This is a genomic window from Geobacillus vulcani PSS1, from assembly GCF_000733845.1.
Taxonomy (GTDB): Bacteria; Bacillota; Bacilli; order Bacillales; family Anoxybacillaceae; genus Geobacillus; species Geobacillus vulcani.
In genome coordinates this window covers 1477371-1495512 of sequence record NZ_JPOI01000001.1, presented here as the reverse complement: position 1 = coordinate 1495512, position 18142 = coordinate 1477371, and the positions used below count along the sequence as shown (strand labels likewise).

The following is an 18142-nucleotide window of genomic DNA, read 5'->3' as shown; positions in this document are numbered from 1 at the left end:
TTATGCGTTGCGCATGATAATCGTCTCTAACGTATTGGCGACATCTTCACAACTGTCGGCAATCTCTTCCAACATTTCGTAAAGCTCTTTGTATTGAATAATTTTAATCGGGTCTTTTTGCGTCACAAATAAGTTTTTGATCGACGCGCGCAAAATTTCGTCGCACTTCGTTTCATAGTCCTTGATTTTAATGGCATGTTGGCGCATATCGAGCAATTTTTTGTTCGCAAGCAGTTCGAGGGCATGAACAATTTCGATCGTGCTTTGATAAATATAGTCAAAAAATTTCACCATATGTTCATCGATGTCCGTGAACGAAAACATTTCAAACCGTGCCGAACATTGCTCAAACCCATCAAGCACATCATCCATTTTCATCGCCAACTGGTGGATGTCTTCCCGCTCGATCGGCGTAATGAACGTTTTGTTCAATTGAACGACCAGTTCATGGATGAATGAATCGCCCTTTCGCTCATACTCTTTCATGACGCGGGCAAATTCTTTCAAGTCGCTTACGCTTTGAATTTTATACTCGACAAAATATTGGGCCGCTTCCTTCACATTTTCCGAAATCGTAAACAACATGTCGAAGAAAACGTCCTTTTTCGGTGAAAAAATCATATCGGACACCCTCCATTTGCGAAATCAAAATCACCGCTACTTATTGTAACAATTTAAAATCCATTTACAATACAAAAAGAGAAAATTTACAATACATTTACACGAACTTTACATTTTGTTCGCTTTTCCTGCTAATGTACTATATAGCGTGCCAAACAAAAGCGGACGCTATGCAACGTCCGCCCCGGCTCGTTCCGCGGCCGCCGCCCGGGCGGCGAACGGCGCGGTTCCTTTACTCGCCTTGGCCAAACCGTTCGATAAACGCCGTGAGCGTGCGCACCATCACGCCCGTCGCCCCAGCCGGACCGAGGTCGCCGTCTTTCTTCGTCGTCGCCGTGCCGGCGATATCCAAATGCACCCACGGCGTGTCTTCGGCAAATTCGCCGATGAACGCCCCGCCCATAATGGCGTGGCCTTCCCGCCCCGGGGAATTGTTCAAGTCGGCGATTTTGCTGCTTCGCACCCGCTCGCGGTCATGTTCGGTGATCGGCAGCCGCCAAATGAACTCCCCGGTTTCCATCGACGCTTCAAGCAATTGCTCAAACAGTTCCTCATTGTTCGTCATCGCCCCTGTTTTGTCCGTGCCTAGGGCGACGATCACCCCGCCCGTCAACGTGGCGACATCGATGATGTAATTCGCTCCGCATTGTTTCGCATACGTCACCGCATCGGCCAAAATGAGCCGCCCTTCGGCATCCGTGTTTCGGACTTCAATCGTTTTTCCGGACAGCGACGTAATGACATCGTCTGGCTTGAACGCCTCACCACTGATCATATTGTCGGTCGCCGGAATGACGGCGAGCACGTTTTGTTCCGGCCGCAGTTCGCCGATGGCTTCCATCGCTCCGAGCACCGCTGCCGCGCCGGCCATGTCCGTTTTCATGTCAACCATGCTGTCGCGCGGCTTCAAACAATAGCCGCCCGTATCGAACGTCACCCCTTTGCCGACGAGGGCGATCACGTCTTCCCATTGCTCTTTTCCTTGGTATTTTAAGACGATGAGTTTTGGCGGCTGTTTCGAGCCTTGGTTGACGGCGAGAAGCGCCCCCATGCCGAGCCGCTCCATGTCTTCTTTTTCCAAAATTTCATAATCAAAATCGTATCGGTTCGCGAGTTTCACAGCATAATCAGCCAAGTCCGACGCCGTCAACAAATTCCCCGGCGTATTGACGAGCGTGCGCGCCGAATTCGTCGCCTTCCCGTACACCGAGCCGACAAACAAGCTCGCCTCCATGTCCGCCGCTTCAGCTGCCGTGTAGACGATGAGCGATTCGAGCTGGTAGTCGGGTTCTGACTTTTTCTGCTTATACCCAGGGAATTCATACGTCGCCAACTCATATGCTTCCGCCAAGGCGTGCGCCGCTTCGTTTCCATCGACAGCCTCGGTCGTAAACGTGTCGAGCACGACCGCCGCTTTCGTCCGCTTCGCCTGCTTCAATGTACGAAACAGCTTGCCGAACACCTCACGCAACTGCACAAACGTCAACTCTTCTTTTTTGCCAAGGCCGACGAAGTAGAGCCGCTTCGCTCCCGTCGGCAAAAATGGATGAACGGCGGCGATGCGCCCCCGCTTAGCGGAAATATCCCCCTCTTTCTTCAGCTCGGACAACTTCCCACCAAGCCGAGCGTCGTATTCGCCGGCAAGACCGCTCCATGAATTTGCCCCTTCAAACAAACCGATGACAAGCGCTTCATCCCGTTCCTCCACCGACGGCAATGGTTTGACGGCAAACATCGTCTTATCCCTTTCCATGGTGATTCATTCCAACCTTCATTATAGCGAAACAAAGCCGTTTCTTCGACTATCTAAATTTCTCTCCTTGCGTTTACTCAAAAAACATTCATGAGCAAGCCTTGCTCCCCACCTTGGCATGAAAATGACGGATCAAGGCAGCGCATTTTCACAAAAAAGTCCCATGGGCAGCGTTTTGCCCTCCACCCGGGGATGAAAATGACCGCTTGCCGACGGGATTTTCACAAAAAAGGCCCATGGGCAACGGTTTGCCCTCCAGCCGGGGATGAAAACCACCGCTCGCCGGCGCGGGATTTTCACGAAAAAAATCAACGAAAACAGACAGGAAATCACGCGAGGCAAGGCGAATCCGTAATCATCACGATGATGGAGAAAGGACCGACGCTGATGAGAATCGTTTCCCTTTGTCCAAGCAACACCGAACTGCTCGCCTATCTCGGCCGCCTTGACGATGTCGTCGCCGTCGACGACTCGTCCGACTGGCCGCCGGAAGTGAAGCGGCTGCCGAAAGTCGGACCGGATTTGCGCATTGATATGGATCAAGTCGAGGCGCTCAAACCGGATCTCGTCGTCGCATCCCTGAGCGTGCCCGGCATGGAGCGCAACGTCGAGGAGCTCAAACGGCGCGGACTCCCGCATCTCGTGTTGGCACCGAATTCGCTCAATGACATTGCCAACGATCTTCTTCGGCTCGGCGAGGCGCTTGGCGAAACGAAAAAAGCGGCCGAACTCGTCCGCCGCTATGATGACGTGCTCGATTGGCACCGCGAGCGGGCCGCATCGGCCGAACCGGCCCGCCTCTATTGGGAATGGTGGCCGCGGCCGATCTTCACCCCGGGCGGCGCCAATTGGTTGAGCGAACTAAGCGAGCTCGCCGGTGGGCGCAACATTTTCGCTGACTATCCTCAAGCAAGCGTCCGACCGGAATGGGACGACGTTCTCACCCGCAATCCGTCGCACATCTTGCTCGTTTGGGTCGGCGTGCAGACAAAAAAAATGAGCCCGAAGGCCGTCATGGTGCGCCCGAACGCCCAACAGGCCGAGGCGGTCCGCACCGGGAACATTCACCTTCTCGAAGAAGCGCTCTATTGCCGTCCGTCTCCGCGCCTCTTGGTCGGGTTAAAAAAATTGGCGCCGCTTTTGCATCCGGCGCTGTTCCCTCCCGCTGACGACAGCGATCCGCTCCTTTGTGGCTGACGGGCGGGAGCCCTCTTTCAACTTTTCGATTCCAAATACTGTTGACGAAACACTTGCATCGTTTCATCTTCGTTCAGCCGCTTCAATTCTTCCTCTGACAATGTGCCATCGCCTTTTTGCACGATATAGACGTTGACTTTTCGTTTTCCCCAATATTTATATACATCTTCGACGGTTTCATAGTATAAGTCGATGCGATGGCCTTTGATCGCCCCGCCTTTGTCAGCAACGACGCCGAACCCGTATCCGGGGATGAACAAAATGGTGCCGATCGGAAATACGGACAAATCCGCGGCAATCGTCGAATACAGGTCGCGTTTGACGCGGACGCCGGAATACGTGATGCCGTACTCAGGATGATCGGGCGTTTTCCCGGTCGATTCAATGCCGGCCGTATAGCCGGTGGCGACCACTTCAACGGAGGGATATTTTGACCAGTCAAAATGATCCTCAAGCCGCGGAACAGATCGGCCTCCGTTTTTCGCGAGTTCTTTCATTCCCCAAATGGGCTGATGATCCATCGATAAAGCGCTCGGAAAGGGATGGAGAACCGTCCTGGCATCAACCCCGGAAATGGACTCGAATGTCGCAAAAAGCGCCGCCAAAAACAGCAGCGTCATCGCAGTTCGGCGCACGAATTGCCTAAACCCATTCAATGCTCTCAACTCCTCTCACACCTCTATTTATCTCCAGCCAAAATCGAAATATTCATTGCGAATAAGACAAAAAACGAAAAAACCGTCCACGAACAGCCTCATGACCAAACCCAATCACAAAGCTTGTGCATTTTGCCCCAAACATATGCGAACTAGCGTTGGAATCCGCCGCACAACTCATCAGCTCTGTTCATAAAAAACATTCATGAGCAAGCCTTGCTCCCCATTCTGGCATGAAAAGACTGATCAAGGCGGCACATTTTCACAGAAAGTTCCATGGGCAGCGATCTGCCCTCCACCCGGGGATGAAAATCATCGCTCGCCGGTGCTGGATTTTCACGAAAAAAAAACGCCCCTGCCCAAGGCAGAGACGCTCTAAAACATTTGATACCCTTTCGCCCGCAGCGTGCGAATCGCCCATCCGGCGCAAAGAGCGCCGACAAAGCCGCTTGACAAAATCAACAGATCGGCCGCCGCCAGCGAAGTGATTTTCCGCCCAAGCGCAGCGAACGCCTCGGACGGTGCGGTGAAATAACGCGTCAACGGCACATCATCAATAATGAAAACCGCAATCAACGGAAAACAGACCGCAAGAATCCATGTCATGCGCAAAATCATGTTCAGCAAAAACCCAATGCCGAAAAACAAGACGAAAAACAACACCATTGAAATCAACACGACTGGCAAACTCATCTGCATCCGCCCTTCACCTCCCGTACACCCGTTTTCAGTGTACTGAATGGGCGGACGACCGTCAATGTTCGCTTTTCTCTTGGTGATCGCCTGATTGGTTCCAAACGGTGTTTCATGTCCTCAGACGAACGTCAATGTTCGTCATCCTCTTCCTGTTCGCTGCCCGTTCCTTGGCAGCTGTAGCACGTTTCCGATCCGCCCAAGAGCAGCTGAACATATCCGTGCCCCTCACAGTACGGGCAGTCGTTCATTGTCAATGTTTTTGTCATCGATGTTCCCCTCCGTTTCTTTTTTGTTAATATATCAAAATTTTCTGTAAAAACAAACAGCGATTCTCCCCGATTTTCGCTTGTGTAAGCGGATACATCTTTCGATCGCTTTTGTTTTCTTGACTATTCTTTCAATTTCGATGATTCAAAGTAAAGGCGGTATTTTGTATAGCCAAACGGATCGCCGGGATTGAGTCCGTCATGCAGGGAAAGGGAAACAGGCGGCTCGAGCGCCAACAAATAGCGAAGCAAGCCTGATGTGTCCGGGTCATTCTGGAGCGCCGTTTTGCTTAAAAATGCGGCGGCATAGAGCTCATCCGTCTGCACGACGATATCGCGCGAAAGCGGGCGCAACAGGAAAATCGCCATATTGTCGCTGATCTCCCCAGCGATGACGCCGGTGCGCAAGCCAAGAAGCGCGACTGGTTCGGCATCGATCCCCGTTTCCTCCTTCACTTCCCGAACGGCCGCTTCATCAAGCATTTCCCCCGGCTGGACGAACCCGGCTGGCAGCGACCATTTGCCTTTTAGCCCGCTGTATTTTTTCTTGACGACAAGCCACTCGCCATGTTCATTGATGACCAGTCCCGCCGCCGCAATCCAAACGTTTCCTCGTTTGTTGTCCATCGTCCTCATCCTTTTCTCCCTAATCGTTATGCACTGTTTGTATTTCGACAATCGAGCGGGGGATCCCTGTTTCTTTGCCATACAAAAAGCTCCCGCCATCACGGGAGCTTTCTCGATCAATTAGAAAAATTTAAATTTTCCTTTTTTCATCACAAGCGACGAACCGCCGATCAAATACAGGGCGCGGTTGTCAATCACTTTTTTCATGAAGCTCGCTTTGGTGCCCCACAGCTTTTTACCGAACACGACACCGATGGCATCATCATGGCCGAGCGAGCAAACCGTTCCTTTAATATCCGGCTTAAACGGCTCCAGCTCCCCTTGCCCACGGATGAGCACCGCCAAGTTTTTCGCGCACAGCTGGCCTTCTTGCATAGCGATTTGCGCCGTCGGCGGATACGGGCGGTTCGTTTCTTCATCAATCACGAGTGAACAGTCGCCGACGACGAAAATGTCTTCATAACCCGGGACACGCAAGTACGGATCCACTTTAATGCGCGCCCGCGCCGCTTCAAATCCAGACTCCTCAATGACGCGGCTGCCGCGCACGCCAGCGGCCCAAATGACGGTGCCGGCTTTAATTTCCTCGACATCATCCCCTTTGGCGACAATGATGCCATTCGGCGTGCATTCCTTAATCGCCGTACCGATTCGAAACTCGACTCCTTTGCGCTCAAGCTGGCTGACCGCGTACTCGACGAGCTCCGGATCAAAGCCCGGCAACGCCGTCGGCGCCGCCTCCACACAAATGATGCGCACTTTGTGCGGGTCGATGTCATACTCCCGGCACAGCTCCGGCATCCGGTTGGCGAGCTCGCCTAAAAATTCAATGCCGGTAAACCCCGCCCCACCGACGACGATCGTCAGCCGCTCCTCTTTCTTTTCCTCTTCCGCACTGTATGTGGCAAATTGATACTCGATATGCTCGCGGATTTGCCGCGCCGCGTCGACGTTCGCGATCGAAAACGCGTATTCCTTCAACCCTTTGATGCCGAACGTCTCTGACTCAAACCCAAGGGCGATGACAAGGTAATCGTATGTCAGCTCGCCGTTTTCAAGCAGTACTTTCTTTTCGTTTGGAATGATTTTCGTCACCGTATCTTGGATGAACTTCACTTTGTTTCGGTCGATGACATCGCGGATCGGATAGCGGACGCGGTCATGGTGCAGCGTCCCGGCCGACGCCTCGTGAAGCCATGTCGTCTCATAATGGTAATCGTTCTTGTTTACAAGCGTAATGTTCGCTTCGTTCACGCCGATGAGCTTTTGCAGGCGGACAGTCGTCATCAACCCGCCATAGCCAGCGCCTAAAATAACAACATTTGGTTTTTTCACTTGAATCACTTCCACCCTTTTTCATTTTTTCTCGTTCATTTGTTATAGCTTTTGCGGCCGCCCCCGTTTTTATTGAGCGAAGTTTGTGAAATAATTCACGTTAATCGCCAAAAAAATGTCGAGGGACTGTCACAAAACATTAACAATCTCTCCACAAAACATATTAGTCCTTTTTCTTCCCCATTTCAAGCTTTTTTCGACCGATTCGGCTGAAAAATTCCCCATCATAACAGCGCCTGTTTATGGTAAAATAAACGTGTCATGCCATATTGTACGGGGAGGGATGTCGGTGAAAGAAGATCGCACCATGTATGATGTCACGATCATCGGCGGCGGGCCGACTGGGATGTTTGCCGCGTTTTACGGCGGCTTGCGGCAAATGAAAGTGAAAATAATCGAAAGCCTTCCGCAGCTTGGAGGACAGCTGGCCGCGTTATATCCGGAAAAATACATATATGATGTCGCCGGATTTCCAAAAGTGCGCGCCCAAGAGCTTGTCAATCAGCTGAAAGAGCAGATGGGCCTATTTTCGCCGACCGTCTGCCTGAACGAGTCGGTCGACGCGCTCGAAAAGCAGGAGGACGGAACGTTCAAGCTCGTCACGAACAAGCAAATCCATTATTCGAAAACGGTCATCATCACCGCCGGAAACGGCGCGTTTCAGCCACGGCGGCTCGAAATCGAAAGCGCTTCCCGCTATGAAGGAAAAAACTTGCATTACTTCATCAACGACTTGGAACAGTTTTCCGGAAAGCGCGTGCTCGTCTGCGGCGGCGGCGACTCGGCTGTTGACTGGTCACTCATGCTCGAACCGATCGCCGCGAGCGTCACGATCGTGCATCGCCGCGACAAATTCCGCGCTCACGAGCATAGCGTCGAGCAGCTCATGAAATCGCGCGTGCACGTGAAAACGCCGTTTGTCCCCGTTGAGCTCGTCGGCGATGAACAAGCCATCCGTCAAGTCGTCCTTGAGCATGTGAAAGAGGGAACGAAAGAAACGATCGACGTCGACGCCGTCATTGTCAATTACGGCTTTATTTCTTCGCTCGGCCCGATCAAAAACTGGGGGCTTGCCATCGACAAAAATGCGATCAAAGTCAACTCGCGAATGGAAACGAACATCCCCGGCGTGTATGCAGCGGGCGACATTTGCACGTACGACGGAAAAATCAAGCTGATCGCCTGCGGCTTTGGCGAGGCGCCGATCGCCATCAGCAGCGCGAAAACGTACATCGATCCGACGGCGCGGATGCAGCCGGCGCACTCAACATCGCTGTTTTAATGGCGCTCCGTCGGGGGAAGCAGGCGGAAGCGAAGGCGCGCACGGCATTTCGTCTTAGCGCCGCGCCGCATGACTTTGGCCCGGGCACCGCATCCCGCCTGATCGCAGCCATTCGTTTGGCGCGCCTCGCCCACACCCGTTTTTCAAGCAAAAGGCGCCCCCGCTTTGTTGGGGCGCCATGCTCGTGTTTCATCCCTCTCTCTCCAGCGAAACCGCCTCGCCGTCATCATTCCCCGCCTTGGTCTTCGCCCATTCCTCCCGCTCTCTCTCGAGCAGCTTCACCTGCCGGCGCAGGCTGAACAAACGCACCCAGCCGAGCATGCCAACGACAAGGCCGCCAAGGACGGCTGAACCGAAAATGACGATAATGAGCGGCAAGCGGGTTTCCCCGACTAAATAATGGATCGTCACCTGCTCGACATTCGCCACCGCCAGCAACGCAACAAGAAGCGCCAAGACAAGCGCCAAGATGACATTGATTTGTCCTTTCATCGTTTCTCCCCCTTTGGCGCTCCCGAAAAGGCCGATGTTGGAGTGCGGCCGTTTTCACCGATTTCACGGGGGGAACGCCCCCCTTCCCATTTCGTCGGTCGGTGCACCCCCGCGTTTTCAACCATCCTTGCGGCCAAATTCGGCCTTCTCAAGAGCCCGACGACCACGAAGGCTGTTTGCCTCTGCCGGGCGGATGGACGCCGACCCGCTGCCCGCTTAGCATTGTTCCGGCGTGCCGGCGTTCGTCGCTGTGCGGAACGATGAGCCGCAGCCGCACGTCGCAATAGCGTTCGGATTGTTGATCGTAAATTATGCGGTATGTTTACCGGAGATTGAAACGCAATAATATCAACGTTTTAACTCGTTTATGCGGGGTTGTTTTTCGCTTTGAGGATTGTTTTTAACGTCATTTCTTACCGATGACTATCGTTAATTCAATAATACCCAAAGTTGTCGCTATATACAATAGAAGAAATAAAAAAAAAATCGACGAGCCTGCCGCAAGGGCAGACCCGTTACGTTTCTTGTGGACGCCACAATCACGCGGTCGCCAGGCTTTAATTCGTCTTGAAATTCGAGTTCTACCGTCGTGACGCCGTCGATTTTGACCTGTCGTTTGTGTTTCGTTAGGTACTGCGCAACAACCAAGTCGTCACGATCAAGATCGACTTTCATGTTGTCGACTTTAATTTTTAAGTCGGGAGGCGCGTTTGTGACCGTTCCCAGCTCAACGGACATTTGCCATCAACGCCCCTTCTCGTTCGATTAATTTCGCGAGTTCATACGCGATTTTTTGAATATCGGAATCTTGGCGAACGTGGAACGTGTTGCCGGAAATCGTGACGCTGACGCCGCTTGCGCGCCCTTTGCGGTATTCTTGCGCTTCGCCTCGCGGTAATACCATTTCGCCGCGGTGTAACAACGCCGGGAATCGGTCGTATGGAACGTAATTTAAACCGCCAGCATATCCCCGCACCAGCTGTCGTTCTTTGAACAGCCGGTAATTGCGCGATGTGCTACCGCTACGTTTTTTCGATTCTTTGCCGCCGAAGAATTTGTCGTAATAGTGTTTGGCGATTCCTGCTACGGTACCTGCACCGCCGAAAATCATGTTTGCGATCGGGTTGCTTGCGATCGCGCTCATGATTCCTTGCGCAATAGCGCTGCCGACTTGAACACCGACCGTTAGCGCTGCTGCCGTAAGCGGTCCCGCGTTTTGTTGAAGCGCAGATGACAATGCTAGGATTAAATCGCTTGTTGCCGACGCTATCTGCTTCGCTCCCCTATCCTTTAGCCACTCGAGAAATTTTTGGTACAAATCTCCAATGACGAATTGAACCTTACCCCAAAGTGTTGTTCGTTTTTGAAATTCCGGGGATTTGGTGATCGTATCAAACCAGTTGTAAATTGAGATAATACCATTTGTTAGACCGCCTAAAATACTTTTAATCATTCGTGCGCCAATTTGTGCAAACCGGCTAAAATCGCCGCTTTCGAGTTTTTGAAGAATCTGCGTAAGGAATCCACTCAATACTTCAAGCGACGGTTTGCCCATTTCGCGTAATACAAGCTGGAATTGCTCGCGGACGCGGTTCCACAACCCAAGCGTCGTCGAACCCATATCGTTTACCAATTTTGTTGTCAAACCGATTTTGTTGAAGTAACGGTCGAGCGCGTCAAGCTGTTTCGGCAAATCCATTTTCTTAATTTCGTTCATGACTTTCCGCGGCATTTCAAATCGTTCGACCATCGAAACCGCATCACCGCTAAACAGCTCACGAAGCGCGAATACTGCTCCTTCCACGCCCTGATCGGGAGAAATAGCCGCTAATCTTTCAGCTAAACTCCACATTTTTTCTAGCTGTTTAATGTTTTTCGAGATAGTTAAGAACGATTTAGAATTTGCGTACACATCCTGCGAATTTAAAATCGGCGATCGAACGGAAATACGGTCGATTAAATCCATATATTGCTTGGCGATTGCCTTATCGTTAATCATTGCGTTAATCATAACAGTTGATTGTTCGTGTTTTGCCGCCGCTAACACGGTGCTGTCGAATATCTTTTTCGCTGCATACGCCCCGCCAATCGCAGTCGCCAGCGCTGTAAATTGACCGACTAGTCCGCGAATTCCGCTGGTTTCTTTCGCTACGTTACGTAATCCGTTACCTAAACGAGTTAAGTTCCAACTCGCTCGTTCCGTTTCTTTAGCGAACCGCCCCATCGAATCACGCAACCGACCGTTTGCGTCACGCCATAATCCGGTTGACCGTTGTACTTTGCGTATCGAGTTGTTCATTTGCTCGGTCGCGCGTTGCATGCGACGCATTTTACTAGTAAACCCGTCGTCTTTCAGCCGCAGAACAGCCGTTAAATTAAACGCCATTTTCTGTCACCTCGCTTATCAACTTGTCGTATTCTTCGAGAAGCTGGCTAATTTGCTTTGCTTTTTCGCTTAAATCCCCGACGTATCCGTGCGTATTGTAGATTTGAGCATATTCAATAATTTCGCGAAGCAATCGCAATGAATGATCGGCCAGCCGCGCGAAAACAGCGTCATCCCGCAATGATTCGAAGAATAGCCCGTAATTTTGCAGTCGGAGAACGCGCGACTTCGAAATATGTTTTCGGCGAGCAACTGCGCCGGCCAAGTCGCGTCCGTCGCTCAAAAATTGCGCCACTTTGTTCATTCGCGTAGCATAAACTTCATTACTCATCGTTCTCTCCTCCCGGATACAAATAAATGGGCGAGCCAACGTCAGCTCGCCGTCATGTGGTTTTATTCGCTTTTTAACTTGCGCAATTTATCAAGTGCGCGATTGTGATAGCCTTCGACTTCGCCCGTTAATTCATACAACATCACTTGTGGGCTTACGTATCCGTTGAGCGCTTGCCGTTGCGCTTGCTCCGATACTCCAACCGCGAAATTATCGGCATATTGGAACAGCGTTGTATTTATCCACGAATGGCCAAGGCGATACTTGTCGTCGAGTCCGTCGACGGCTTTTCTGCCTTCGTTTAGAAATTCAGCGTGAAGCTTACTCGCGCGTTCTTTTAGCTTTCCTACGCGCTGCAATGCAAGTAAATATTCGAAACCGAGCTTAATAGCATCGTTGAATTGAGCGCTCGCTTCTCGCTGTAAAGATTCAAGCTCCCGAACGTAACCTTTTTCCAAGTCGTCGAATAGTGCTGCGAGAACTTCTTTCCTTTTCCCTTCGATAACAGAAATTCGATGTTGATAGTCAGCGATTTTGTCTTCCAGCTCTTTCATACTCTTTTTTAGCTTGCCGAGTTGCTTTTCATCGCAAGCAACGCCTTCTGTCGCCTCAAGGATAATCATACCGTCATGCTCTTGTGTCAGTTTCGCTAATTCTTCCTGTGCTTCGCGTTTCTTTTCTTGTAGCTCTGCGATTTGTTTTTCGATTGCCTCTGCTCTCTTTTTGAACGTGGTCATTTCTCTGTACATTTGAATTTCCCCTTTCATTTCGTTTTGGTTTTAACAAATAAGCGAACTCCGCTTTGATCAGCGCTTCTAACCATTTCGGATGAGTGTCGTTTTGCCGGGTGGCTTCATGCTTATATTCACGGGCTTGAAACCGAGTAACGTCCCGATATTTGCTGCTCATCGTTTATCAGTCCCCGTAAATCCTAGCCGTTCGGCCACCGCAGGAAGTCGCTCCGCAATCGTAACTTTCAACGGCTGGACTTTCCGTCTTTGTCTTTTCTTTTTCCGCTTCATTAATCCAACTCCCCTCTTGTCGGTAGTGATAGCTCGGTGATATAAACGGGGAAATTCCGCTCGATGTCTGCAACGATACGGTCTAACGCTGTTTCGTCAAACAGATCGACTGTTACATATTGCTTGTGGTAAAGAATTTCTCCCGTCTCGGACTGAACAATTAGCGCCCGAACGATGTTATTCTTGTTCGTCGGAATCAGCGCTAAAATCACAGATATCCTTTCCATCTGCTTCCTCGCTTTCTACATAAGGCTCGCAAATAACCAACCGCCCCGTCGGATACAATTTGCCGAGTCTTGTTGTCCCGGTGTAGTTGCCCCAGTATTCGTGAACCGTAATTAACTCCCCCACGCCATAACCTCCTTATTTCTTCGAGCCGTAACCCATCGCCAGTAACTGACGAGGCGACAAATTACTTAAATCAGCCGCCTTCACTTGACTTGATGGATTTGTGCTTTCGCCGATCGGTGTTTGCGGCTTTTTCGCAAATAAGCCTTTTTGCTCGGCCTTGCTAATCCACGCTAATTTTTCGTGCGGTGGTAGGTTGTCGGGAATTAAATCGTGAAACTGTTCGTCGATAGCACTTAATTTCGTTTCTAATAGCGATTGAACAACGCTTTCCAACTGTTTTTCGTCCATTTCGATTCGCTCCTTTGTAGTAATTTTTGATTAAACGGCTGAACTTCGTAATAATTCGGCTTCCGCCCGAAATCCTTCGATCATGGCGTCGACTTCTCGCTCTGAAATCGGTCTATTGACTAAACGCTCTGTAAACGAGCGAACGAACTCCCGAAATAATTCATCGGTAAAAAGTTCACTCGATTTGTAGAAATCGTAAACGTGCATTGTCCCTTTTCGTTTGTTGCACTTGCGACAGCACGGCACGATGTTTAAATGACCGTTTGCGAATCGCTTGCTCATCGGATAAACGTGGTCGACGCTCCGGTTGCTATCGTTTAGCTCCGTTCCGCAATATGTGCAGGTGTCTCCGGAAGAAACATCGACGTACTCGTTAAAATCGAGTGTATCGATGACACCGAGTTTCTTTGCGCGTCGTTTCGCTTCTCTATAACGCTTTCTTACAGCCTCACTGCTTTGGGCGTCTTGTGCTTTTCGACAAGCCTTGCACGGCTGAATAACGCCTAATTTTGTGCGCTTGTCGCCGCGAAACTCTGAAATTTCTTTCTCCATGCCGCAAACCTTACAGGTGAGCGTTTTTATCATCGGCGCTCACTTCCTAACCCTAACAGCGCTTCTGCTTTTTCGTTGATTCTTTCGAGTAGCTCAATGATTTCGCGTAGTTCATTGTTTAAGAATTCGATCATTTTTCTCGCTCCTTTTCTCGTCTTGTTCTTTTTAATAAAAAGCGCCTGCAACAGCGCTTATTTGCGATATTCAGCTTTTATAATGCGCGCACCTTGCTTCGTCAGTGTTTCGCGTAAAATCCGGTTCAACGTTGTGTTCGGATTTAGCGAGCCGTTCAGTTCGTCGGCAAGACTTTTCTGATTCGTGAATAGTTCGATTTCTGCCGGACCTTGACGGCGGATATAATTCAACGCTTTAAGCAACGACTTATATGCGGCATAAATTTCATTTGCGCGTTTGTAGCGTGTAATCGTGCGTTTAATTTCGCTTCCTGTCTCGTCGAACACGCAAACAGTCGCATCGAACGTGGCCGGACCGCTTTCGTTAATCGTTTGGTGAATCGTGACTTTCATTTTCTCATCTCCTTCTCGCTTGACTTGACGTTATTTTTTCGATATGCTATACTTGGGATAGTTTTCGGTATTTTTCGATGTATTTCAGAAAATCATCGTTAAGATCAAATTTCTCGGCTACTTTTGCGCGCACATATTCGCTGACAGGGCGGTAATTCGCTTCAATTAAACTGACCGTCCCGTGTGAAACTCCGATATGCTTCGCAAAAGCGCGCTGACTCATGCCGGAATACAACCGAATGAGCTTGAATGTTTCGTTTGTCATATTTCTCCCTCCTTTGCTTGCTATATGCCCATAAAAATACGGGCGTTTTTGTGATGTTATCACTTGTCCTCATTAATCCCTTTTTTTACTGCGGCTAAAATTTTCGGCTCTCCATCGTTCCATTTTCAAATGTTTCTCCGAATATTTACTTGCGAAATAAGCCTCGATTTCTTCCGGTGTGATTCTCGAAACAGTAACCTCGCTAGGCTTGTGAGCGCTAGTTTTACCGAAATTAACGCTGACTTTCGGCTGTACTTTCTCGTCACCGTTGTAATTTACTTCGCATTTAGGCTTTCTTTTACCGCCCATCGCCCCGTCGCGCTGTTGTGCCGCACGAATCTCCGCTAATTTATCCGGTGCGTAAGGAACCTCGTATTTCCACGATCGTTTAAGCATTTCGTATTCGCTAATCCAAAACGGATATTCAAGCCACCAAACGTAAGTCGTTTCCTTTTTCTTTCTCGGATTGAGTAACGCCTCGTCAGCGCGTTTTTTCGCACGATTCAACGTGTCGAAGTCGATTTTACATTCGCGCGAGCAAGTCTTTGAGTTATTCGGTTTTGTTTTGTCGCGGTAATAGTAGCCGCAATAAGCGCATCGTTTGATTCGTTTATCAGTCGGGTCGTGCAATTCGCCCTTTAATAGCTTTCGAATGACCGGCAGTGCTTCCTTCCGTGTCAGTCCCTCTACGTACTGGCGCGCAAACTCGACGGCGCCCGGTCCCGGATATTTGTATTCCTCTTTTTTCAACGCAAATTCCCCCTGTTTTCCCTCTTAATTTTCAAATCGGAAACCGCGACGTCGGGCGATTTCCAGTCTGTTTGCGGAAGTGTCTAATAGACACTACCATGTGTATCTGTGTAAGATTTCTTTTTTAAATAACTTCCGCCGAAGATACCATATAGACGATATATGACGATAGACGCCGACGAGCATTACTTGTAATGCGAGTCGGAAATTAGTAGTTATTTTTAATAAATATAAATAAATAAATATATATACGAAGCATTTTAGACACCACCCGAAGTGTTTAATAGACACTACCTAGGTGTCTAATAGACACTACCACTCGCATCAAAGCACTTTAATAATCTCGTCCGGGTCAAATAAAGGCGCCTGGCCAGCGTTTTTCGGCGGTGCGCTTTGTTTTTCTTCGAGCGATTTTTTATATTTCTCTTTGTCGGCTTTCCGGCGCTGGTTTATCTTCTCCCACTTTTCGGCGTGTTTGCGCTCGTCTTCTTCGACTTCTTTAAACCGCGCGAAAAATTCCGCCTCATCCTCGACCGGCTTTTCGAAGTAATAAACGTTGTTAAGAAAACCCGCATTACGCTCAACGCGAATCAAACCGAGTTTCTTTAGCGTTTTGATCGCGCGCTTAACTGTAGTGTCCGAGATATGAAGCGTATAAGCGATTTCGTCAACGGTCGGAAACGCAAAGCCGTATTTGTCGTTGTATCGTTTTAAAAGGTACGCATAAACCATTAAGGCGTAAGCATCAAAGTCCTTGTGCTTCGTATAGAGCGTAAAAATCACGCTTGGAACTGCCGAAAATCCTTTCGACGTTTCGAACGGTAACGCTTTTTTCTCTTTTTCAGTCATTTCGATTCCCCTTTCCGATTAAGTAAATGGCGAGCGTTTAATAGGTCGTCGTCGGTCACGTTGCAAACTTCCATAAACCTTCTTGCGACGCGGGCGGAAATTTTCTTGTTGCCCGCCTCAATTTGCGCGACTAAACCATAACTGACGCCTAATTTCTCGGCGAGTTCGCGTTGCGTGTAGCCGCGAGCCAGCCGAATAATGCGGAAAACTTCTTTATTCATGTAATAGCCCCCTTTTAGTTGTTTTTTGCTTACCCCATTCCCAAAAAATAAAGAGGGAAACGGGGTTTTTGCTCTCATATATACAAAGCTACCGCAGCTATTTGTGTGTTACTTTGTGAAAAATTCACAATGTCTTAAAAACCCTTCCCCTTATATACGGTGAAAAAGTTTGTGAATTGTAAAAATAAGGGAAAATTTTAGGTAGTAAGTCCTATAAATTGTGACAAATTTGTGACAAAGGAGCAGAAATGAGGGAAAAATTTTATGAAAAATGGTACTTTCAGCACATATACAAGGAGTGAAAAAATCGAGGAAAATCGCAATTTCACAATCGTACAGTTATAACAGTTTTGGGGATTTTGAATATAACAGATTTCGGGGGTTTCCGAGGTCCTCACTATATTATACGACCGAAAATTCATTTTCGCGCAGTTTGCGGCAAAAAAATTTTCGATTTCACAAAGAAAACACCTCGAGCGTAAGCCCGAGGCGACTGTTTCGCGTTTACCATTCGATTGGTTCCGATTCAAAGCGTTTGTGCATTTCGCGTTTATATGCGAGTAGGCGACGTTGGCGCAATGCTTTGCGGTGTTCCGGTAGGCTCCAGAATTCCACGACTTTCCTTGTGTAAAAAGCGATGCGTTTAGCGTGTTTCATTGAGCGAGCGCCTCCTTTTTGTATGTGATACCGCAATTGCTTGGCGATTTTAAATCCAATTCTTTCCGCAACACTTCGCTAATGGAAAGCGTCACATTCAGCGACTTTCTTATTTCGTTGCTTTTACTAATCGCGCGATCGATTTGCTTTTGCAATTCGTTGAAAGTTGCGTTAACGTAATTGCGAATAGGTTGCAGTCTTGCCAGCTCGTCCTTCACAACGCGACGCTTGCGCAAAACGTCTTGCAGTTTTACCGCGTATTCATAAGCGTTTACGTGATTCAGCTCCACTCTTTCCAACTCGTGATATATTTCGCTGATTTGTTTGTCGTATTGTGATTGACGTTTGTTCAATTCGTTGTAAAACGATGTGACTTCGTAATATAAACCTCGGAGTTGTTCGTAGAATAAATCGCTTTTCGTGTTCATACGATTCTCCTCCCCCCATTAGCGACGATTATGCAGCGATTTTAAATCCGATTCTTGCCGCTTGTTCTCGGCTAATTTCGTAACAAGCAAGCGTCACATTGCGGTCGGTGTTAAAGATTGCGGAAAATTGATCGGGACTTATCGTTACTCGCTCGCCTGTGTTAACGTTGTAAACGTTGTACCAACCGACTACCGTGCGCACAATTTTCGTTTGAATCATTGTAAATCCCCCTTCGCGATTTGTTGTACGATAAGCTGGTAAATATCTTCGTCAAGCTCAAACTCCGTATAAGGTCCGTCGACGCTTTCATAGCAGCCCGGGAACATGTCGGACGGCTTGACCCGTTCCAGCACAGCGTCACCGCGCTCCTTGTCGACGACACTTAATGCGACGCCATCGCAAATTAGAAACGCATCATCAGCGTAATGAGTAACTTGTTCTTTCGTGTGTTGATCGGTGAAGTGATGCACGACTCGGATTCTCCGCATTTTTATCATCTCCCCTGTTCATTTTGCATGTTGCAGTGTTCATTTTGTTAATTATAATATACACACCGCAGCGTGCGTTGTCAACACTAAAATTGATATTT

25 protein-coding genes and 1 pseudogene are annotated in these 18142 nt (G+C 49.2%); 2 read left to right on the top strand and 24 right to left on the bottom strand.

The window, feature by feature from the left end; genetic code table 11:
* Positions 1-621: a DUF47 domain-containing protein gene (locus N685_RS0108050; protein ID WP_011232416.1), complete on the bottom strand. Its 621-nt coding sequence runs from the start codon at positions 619-621 to the stop codon at positions 1-3.
* A gap of 232 nt (positions 622-853) precedes the next feature.
* Positions 854-2356 carry a leucyl aminopeptidase gene (locus N685_RS0108045; protein WP_031407406.1) on the bottom strand — a complete coding sequence of 501 codons (1503 nt, stop codon included), beginning with the start codon at positions 2354-2356 and terminating at the stop codon, positions 854-856.
* A 405-nt stretch (positions 2357-2761) separates the two neighbouring features.
* Between N685_RS0108045 and N685_RS0108040 the strand changes: the two genes are divergently transcribed.
* A complete protein-coding gene (locus N685_RS0108040) occupies positions 2762-3571 on the top strand; it encodes a cobalamin-binding protein (RefSeq protein WP_031407404.1) in 810 nt (269 codons plus the stop codon).
* Between the two features lie 17 nt (positions 3572-3588).
* On the opposite strand, the gene N685_RS0108035 is transcribed toward N685_RS0108040, so the two are convergent.
* From N685_RS0108035 to N685_RS0108015, 5 genes are all read right to left on the bottom strand, one after another.
* Positions 3589-4227 (bottom strand): 3D domain-containing protein, encoded by a 639-nt coding sequence (locus N685_RS0108035; protein ID WP_031407402.1) that lies wholly within the window; start codon positions 4225-4227, stop codon positions 3589-3591.
* A 375-nt stretch (positions 4228-4602) separates the two neighbouring features.
* Positions 4603-4926: a YuiB family protein gene (locus N685_RS0108030; protein WP_031407400.1), complete on the bottom strand. Its 324-nt coding sequence runs from the start codon at positions 4924-4926 to the stop codon at positions 4603-4605.
* Between the two features lie 125 nt (positions 4927-5051).
* Positions 5052-5189 (bottom strand): YuiA family protein, encoded by a 138-nt coding sequence (locus N685_RS19680; RefSeq protein WP_162176097.1) that lies wholly within the window; start codon positions 5187-5189, stop codon positions 5052-5054.
* A gap of 123 nt (positions 5190-5312) precedes the next feature.
* Positions 5313-5816 (bottom strand): NUDIX domain-containing protein, encoded by a 504-nt coding sequence (locus tag N685_RS0108020; protein ID WP_031407398.1) that lies wholly within the window; start codon positions 5814-5816, stop codon positions 5313-5315.
* Between the two features lie 120 nt (positions 5817-5936).
* Positions 5937-7160: an NAD(P)/FAD-dependent oxidoreductase gene (locus tag N685_RS0108015; RefSeq protein ID WP_031407396.1), complete on the bottom strand. Its 1224-nt coding sequence runs from the start codon at positions 7158-7160 to the stop codon at positions 5937-5939.
* 274 nt (positions 7161-7434) lie between these two features.
* Here N685_RS0108015 and N685_RS0108010 point away from each other — a divergent pair, with 274 nt between their 5' ends.
* A complete protein-coding gene (locus N685_RS0108010) occupies positions 7435-8433 on the top strand; it encodes an NAD(P)/FAD-dependent oxidoreductase (protein WP_031407393.1) in 999 nt (332 codons plus the stop codon).
* 189 nt (positions 8434-8622) lie between these two features.
* Here the strand turns inward: N685_RS0108010 and N685_RS0108000 are convergent, their stop codons facing one another.
* The 17 genes and pseudogenes from N685_RS0108000 to N685_RS0107910 all read right to left on the bottom strand — a co-directional run bounded on the left by N685_RS0108000 (position 8623) and on the right by N685_RS0107910 (position 18041).
* Complete coding sequence (locus N685_RS0108000; protein ID WP_031407391.1) at positions 8623-8925, bottom strand: LapA family protein; 303 nt, start codon at positions 8923-8925, stop codon at positions 8623-8625.
* 216 nt (positions 8926-9141) lie between these two features.
* Positions 9142-9234, bottom strand: a pseudogene (locus tag N685_RS20030) (iron-sulfur cluster assembly accessory protein); the annotation flags it as partial.
* 147 nt (positions 9235-9381) lie between these two features.
* Positions 9382-9663 (bottom strand): DUF2577 family protein, encoded by a 282-nt coding sequence (locus tag N685_RS18365; protein WP_033842323.1) that lies wholly within the window; start codon positions 9661-9663, stop codon positions 9382-9384.
* A complete protein-coding gene (locus N685_RS0107990) occupies positions 9653-11311 on the bottom strand; it encodes a hypothetical protein (protein ID WP_031407387.1) in 1659 nt (552 codons plus the stop codon). The genes N685_RS18365 and N685_RS0107990 overlap by 11 nt, the downstream gene beginning before the upstream one ends.
* A complete protein-coding gene (locus tag N685_RS0107985; RefSeq protein ID WP_156961382.1) occupies positions 11301-11642 on the bottom strand; it encodes a hypothetical protein in 342 nt (113 codons plus the stop codon). The genes N685_RS0107990 and N685_RS0107985 overlap by 11 nt, the downstream gene beginning before the upstream one ends.
* Positions 11643-11704: 62 nt before the next feature.
* Entirely contained in the window at positions 11705-12391 is a 687-nt protein-coding gene (locus N685_RS0107980; protein ID WP_031407383.1) for a hypothetical protein, read from the bottom strand.
* 450 nt (positions 12392-12841) lie between these two features.
* Positions 12842-13015 carry a hypothetical protein gene (locus tag N685_RS19675; protein WP_162176096.1) on the bottom strand — a complete coding sequence of 58 codons (174 nt, stop codon included), beginning with the start codon at positions 13013-13015 and terminating at the stop codon, positions 12842-12844.
* Positions 13016-13027: 12 nt separating this feature from the next.
* Complete coding sequence (locus N685_RS18360; RefSeq protein ID WP_031407378.1) at positions 13028-13303, bottom strand: hypothetical protein; 276 nt, start codon at positions 13301-13303, stop codon at positions 13028-13030.
* A gap of 30 nt (positions 13304-13333) precedes the next feature.
* Positions 13334-13888, bottom strand: coding sequence for an HNH endonuclease (locus N685_RS18355; protein ID WP_033842322.1), 555 nt, complete (start codon positions 13886-13888; stop codon positions 13334-13336).
* A 158-nt stretch (positions 13889-14046) separates the two neighbouring features.
* Positions 14047-14382 carry a hypothetical protein gene (locus tag N685_RS0107950; protein ID WP_051870809.1) on the bottom strand — a complete coding sequence of 112 codons (336 nt, stop codon included), beginning with the start codon at positions 14380-14382 and terminating at the stop codon, positions 14047-14049.
* A gap of 46 nt (positions 14383-14428) precedes the next feature.
* Positions 14429-14647 (bottom strand): helix-turn-helix domain-containing protein, encoded by a 219-nt coding sequence (locus tag N685_RS0107945; protein WP_031407374.1) that lies wholly within the window; start codon positions 14645-14647, stop codon positions 14429-14431.
* 72 nt (positions 14648-14719) lie between these two features.
* The gene (locus N685_RS0107940) at positions 14720-15397 is read right to left on the bottom strand and encodes a hypothetical protein (protein ID WP_071880170.1); all 678 of its coding nucleotides are present in this window, start codon (positions 15395-15397) and stop codon (positions 14720-14722) included.
* Between the two features lie 324 nt (positions 15398-15721).
* Positions 15722-16246: a helix-turn-helix domain-containing protein gene (locus tag N685_RS0107935; RefSeq protein ID WP_051870808.1), complete on the bottom strand. Its 525-nt coding sequence runs from the start codon at positions 16244-16246 to the stop codon at positions 15722-15724.
* Positions 16243-16467, bottom strand: a complete 225-nt coding sequence (locus tag N685_RS18350; RefSeq protein WP_033842321.1) for a helix-turn-helix domain-containing protein — start codon at positions 16465-16467, stop codon at positions 16243-16245. The genes N685_RS0107935 and N685_RS18350 overlap by 4 nt, the downstream gene beginning before the upstream one ends.
* A gap of 653 nt (positions 16468-17120) precedes the next feature.
* Entirely contained in the window at positions 17121-17552 is a 432-nt protein-coding gene (locus N685_RS0107920) for a hypothetical protein (RefSeq protein ID WP_031407369.1), read from the bottom strand.
* A 28-nt stretch (positions 17553-17580) separates the two neighbouring features.
* Positions 17581-17772 (bottom strand): hypothetical protein, encoded by a 192-nt coding sequence (locus tag N685_RS0107915; RefSeq protein WP_031407367.1) that lies wholly within the window; start codon positions 17770-17772, stop codon positions 17581-17583.
* On the bottom strand, positions 17769-18041 hold the full coding sequence (locus N685_RS0107910; RefSeq protein ID WP_031407365.1) for a hypothetical protein: 273 nt from the start codon (positions 18039-18041) through the stop codon (positions 17769-17771). The genes N685_RS0107915 and N685_RS0107910 overlap by 4 nt, the downstream gene beginning before the upstream one ends.
* Positions 18042-18142: the final 101 nt, after the last annotated feature.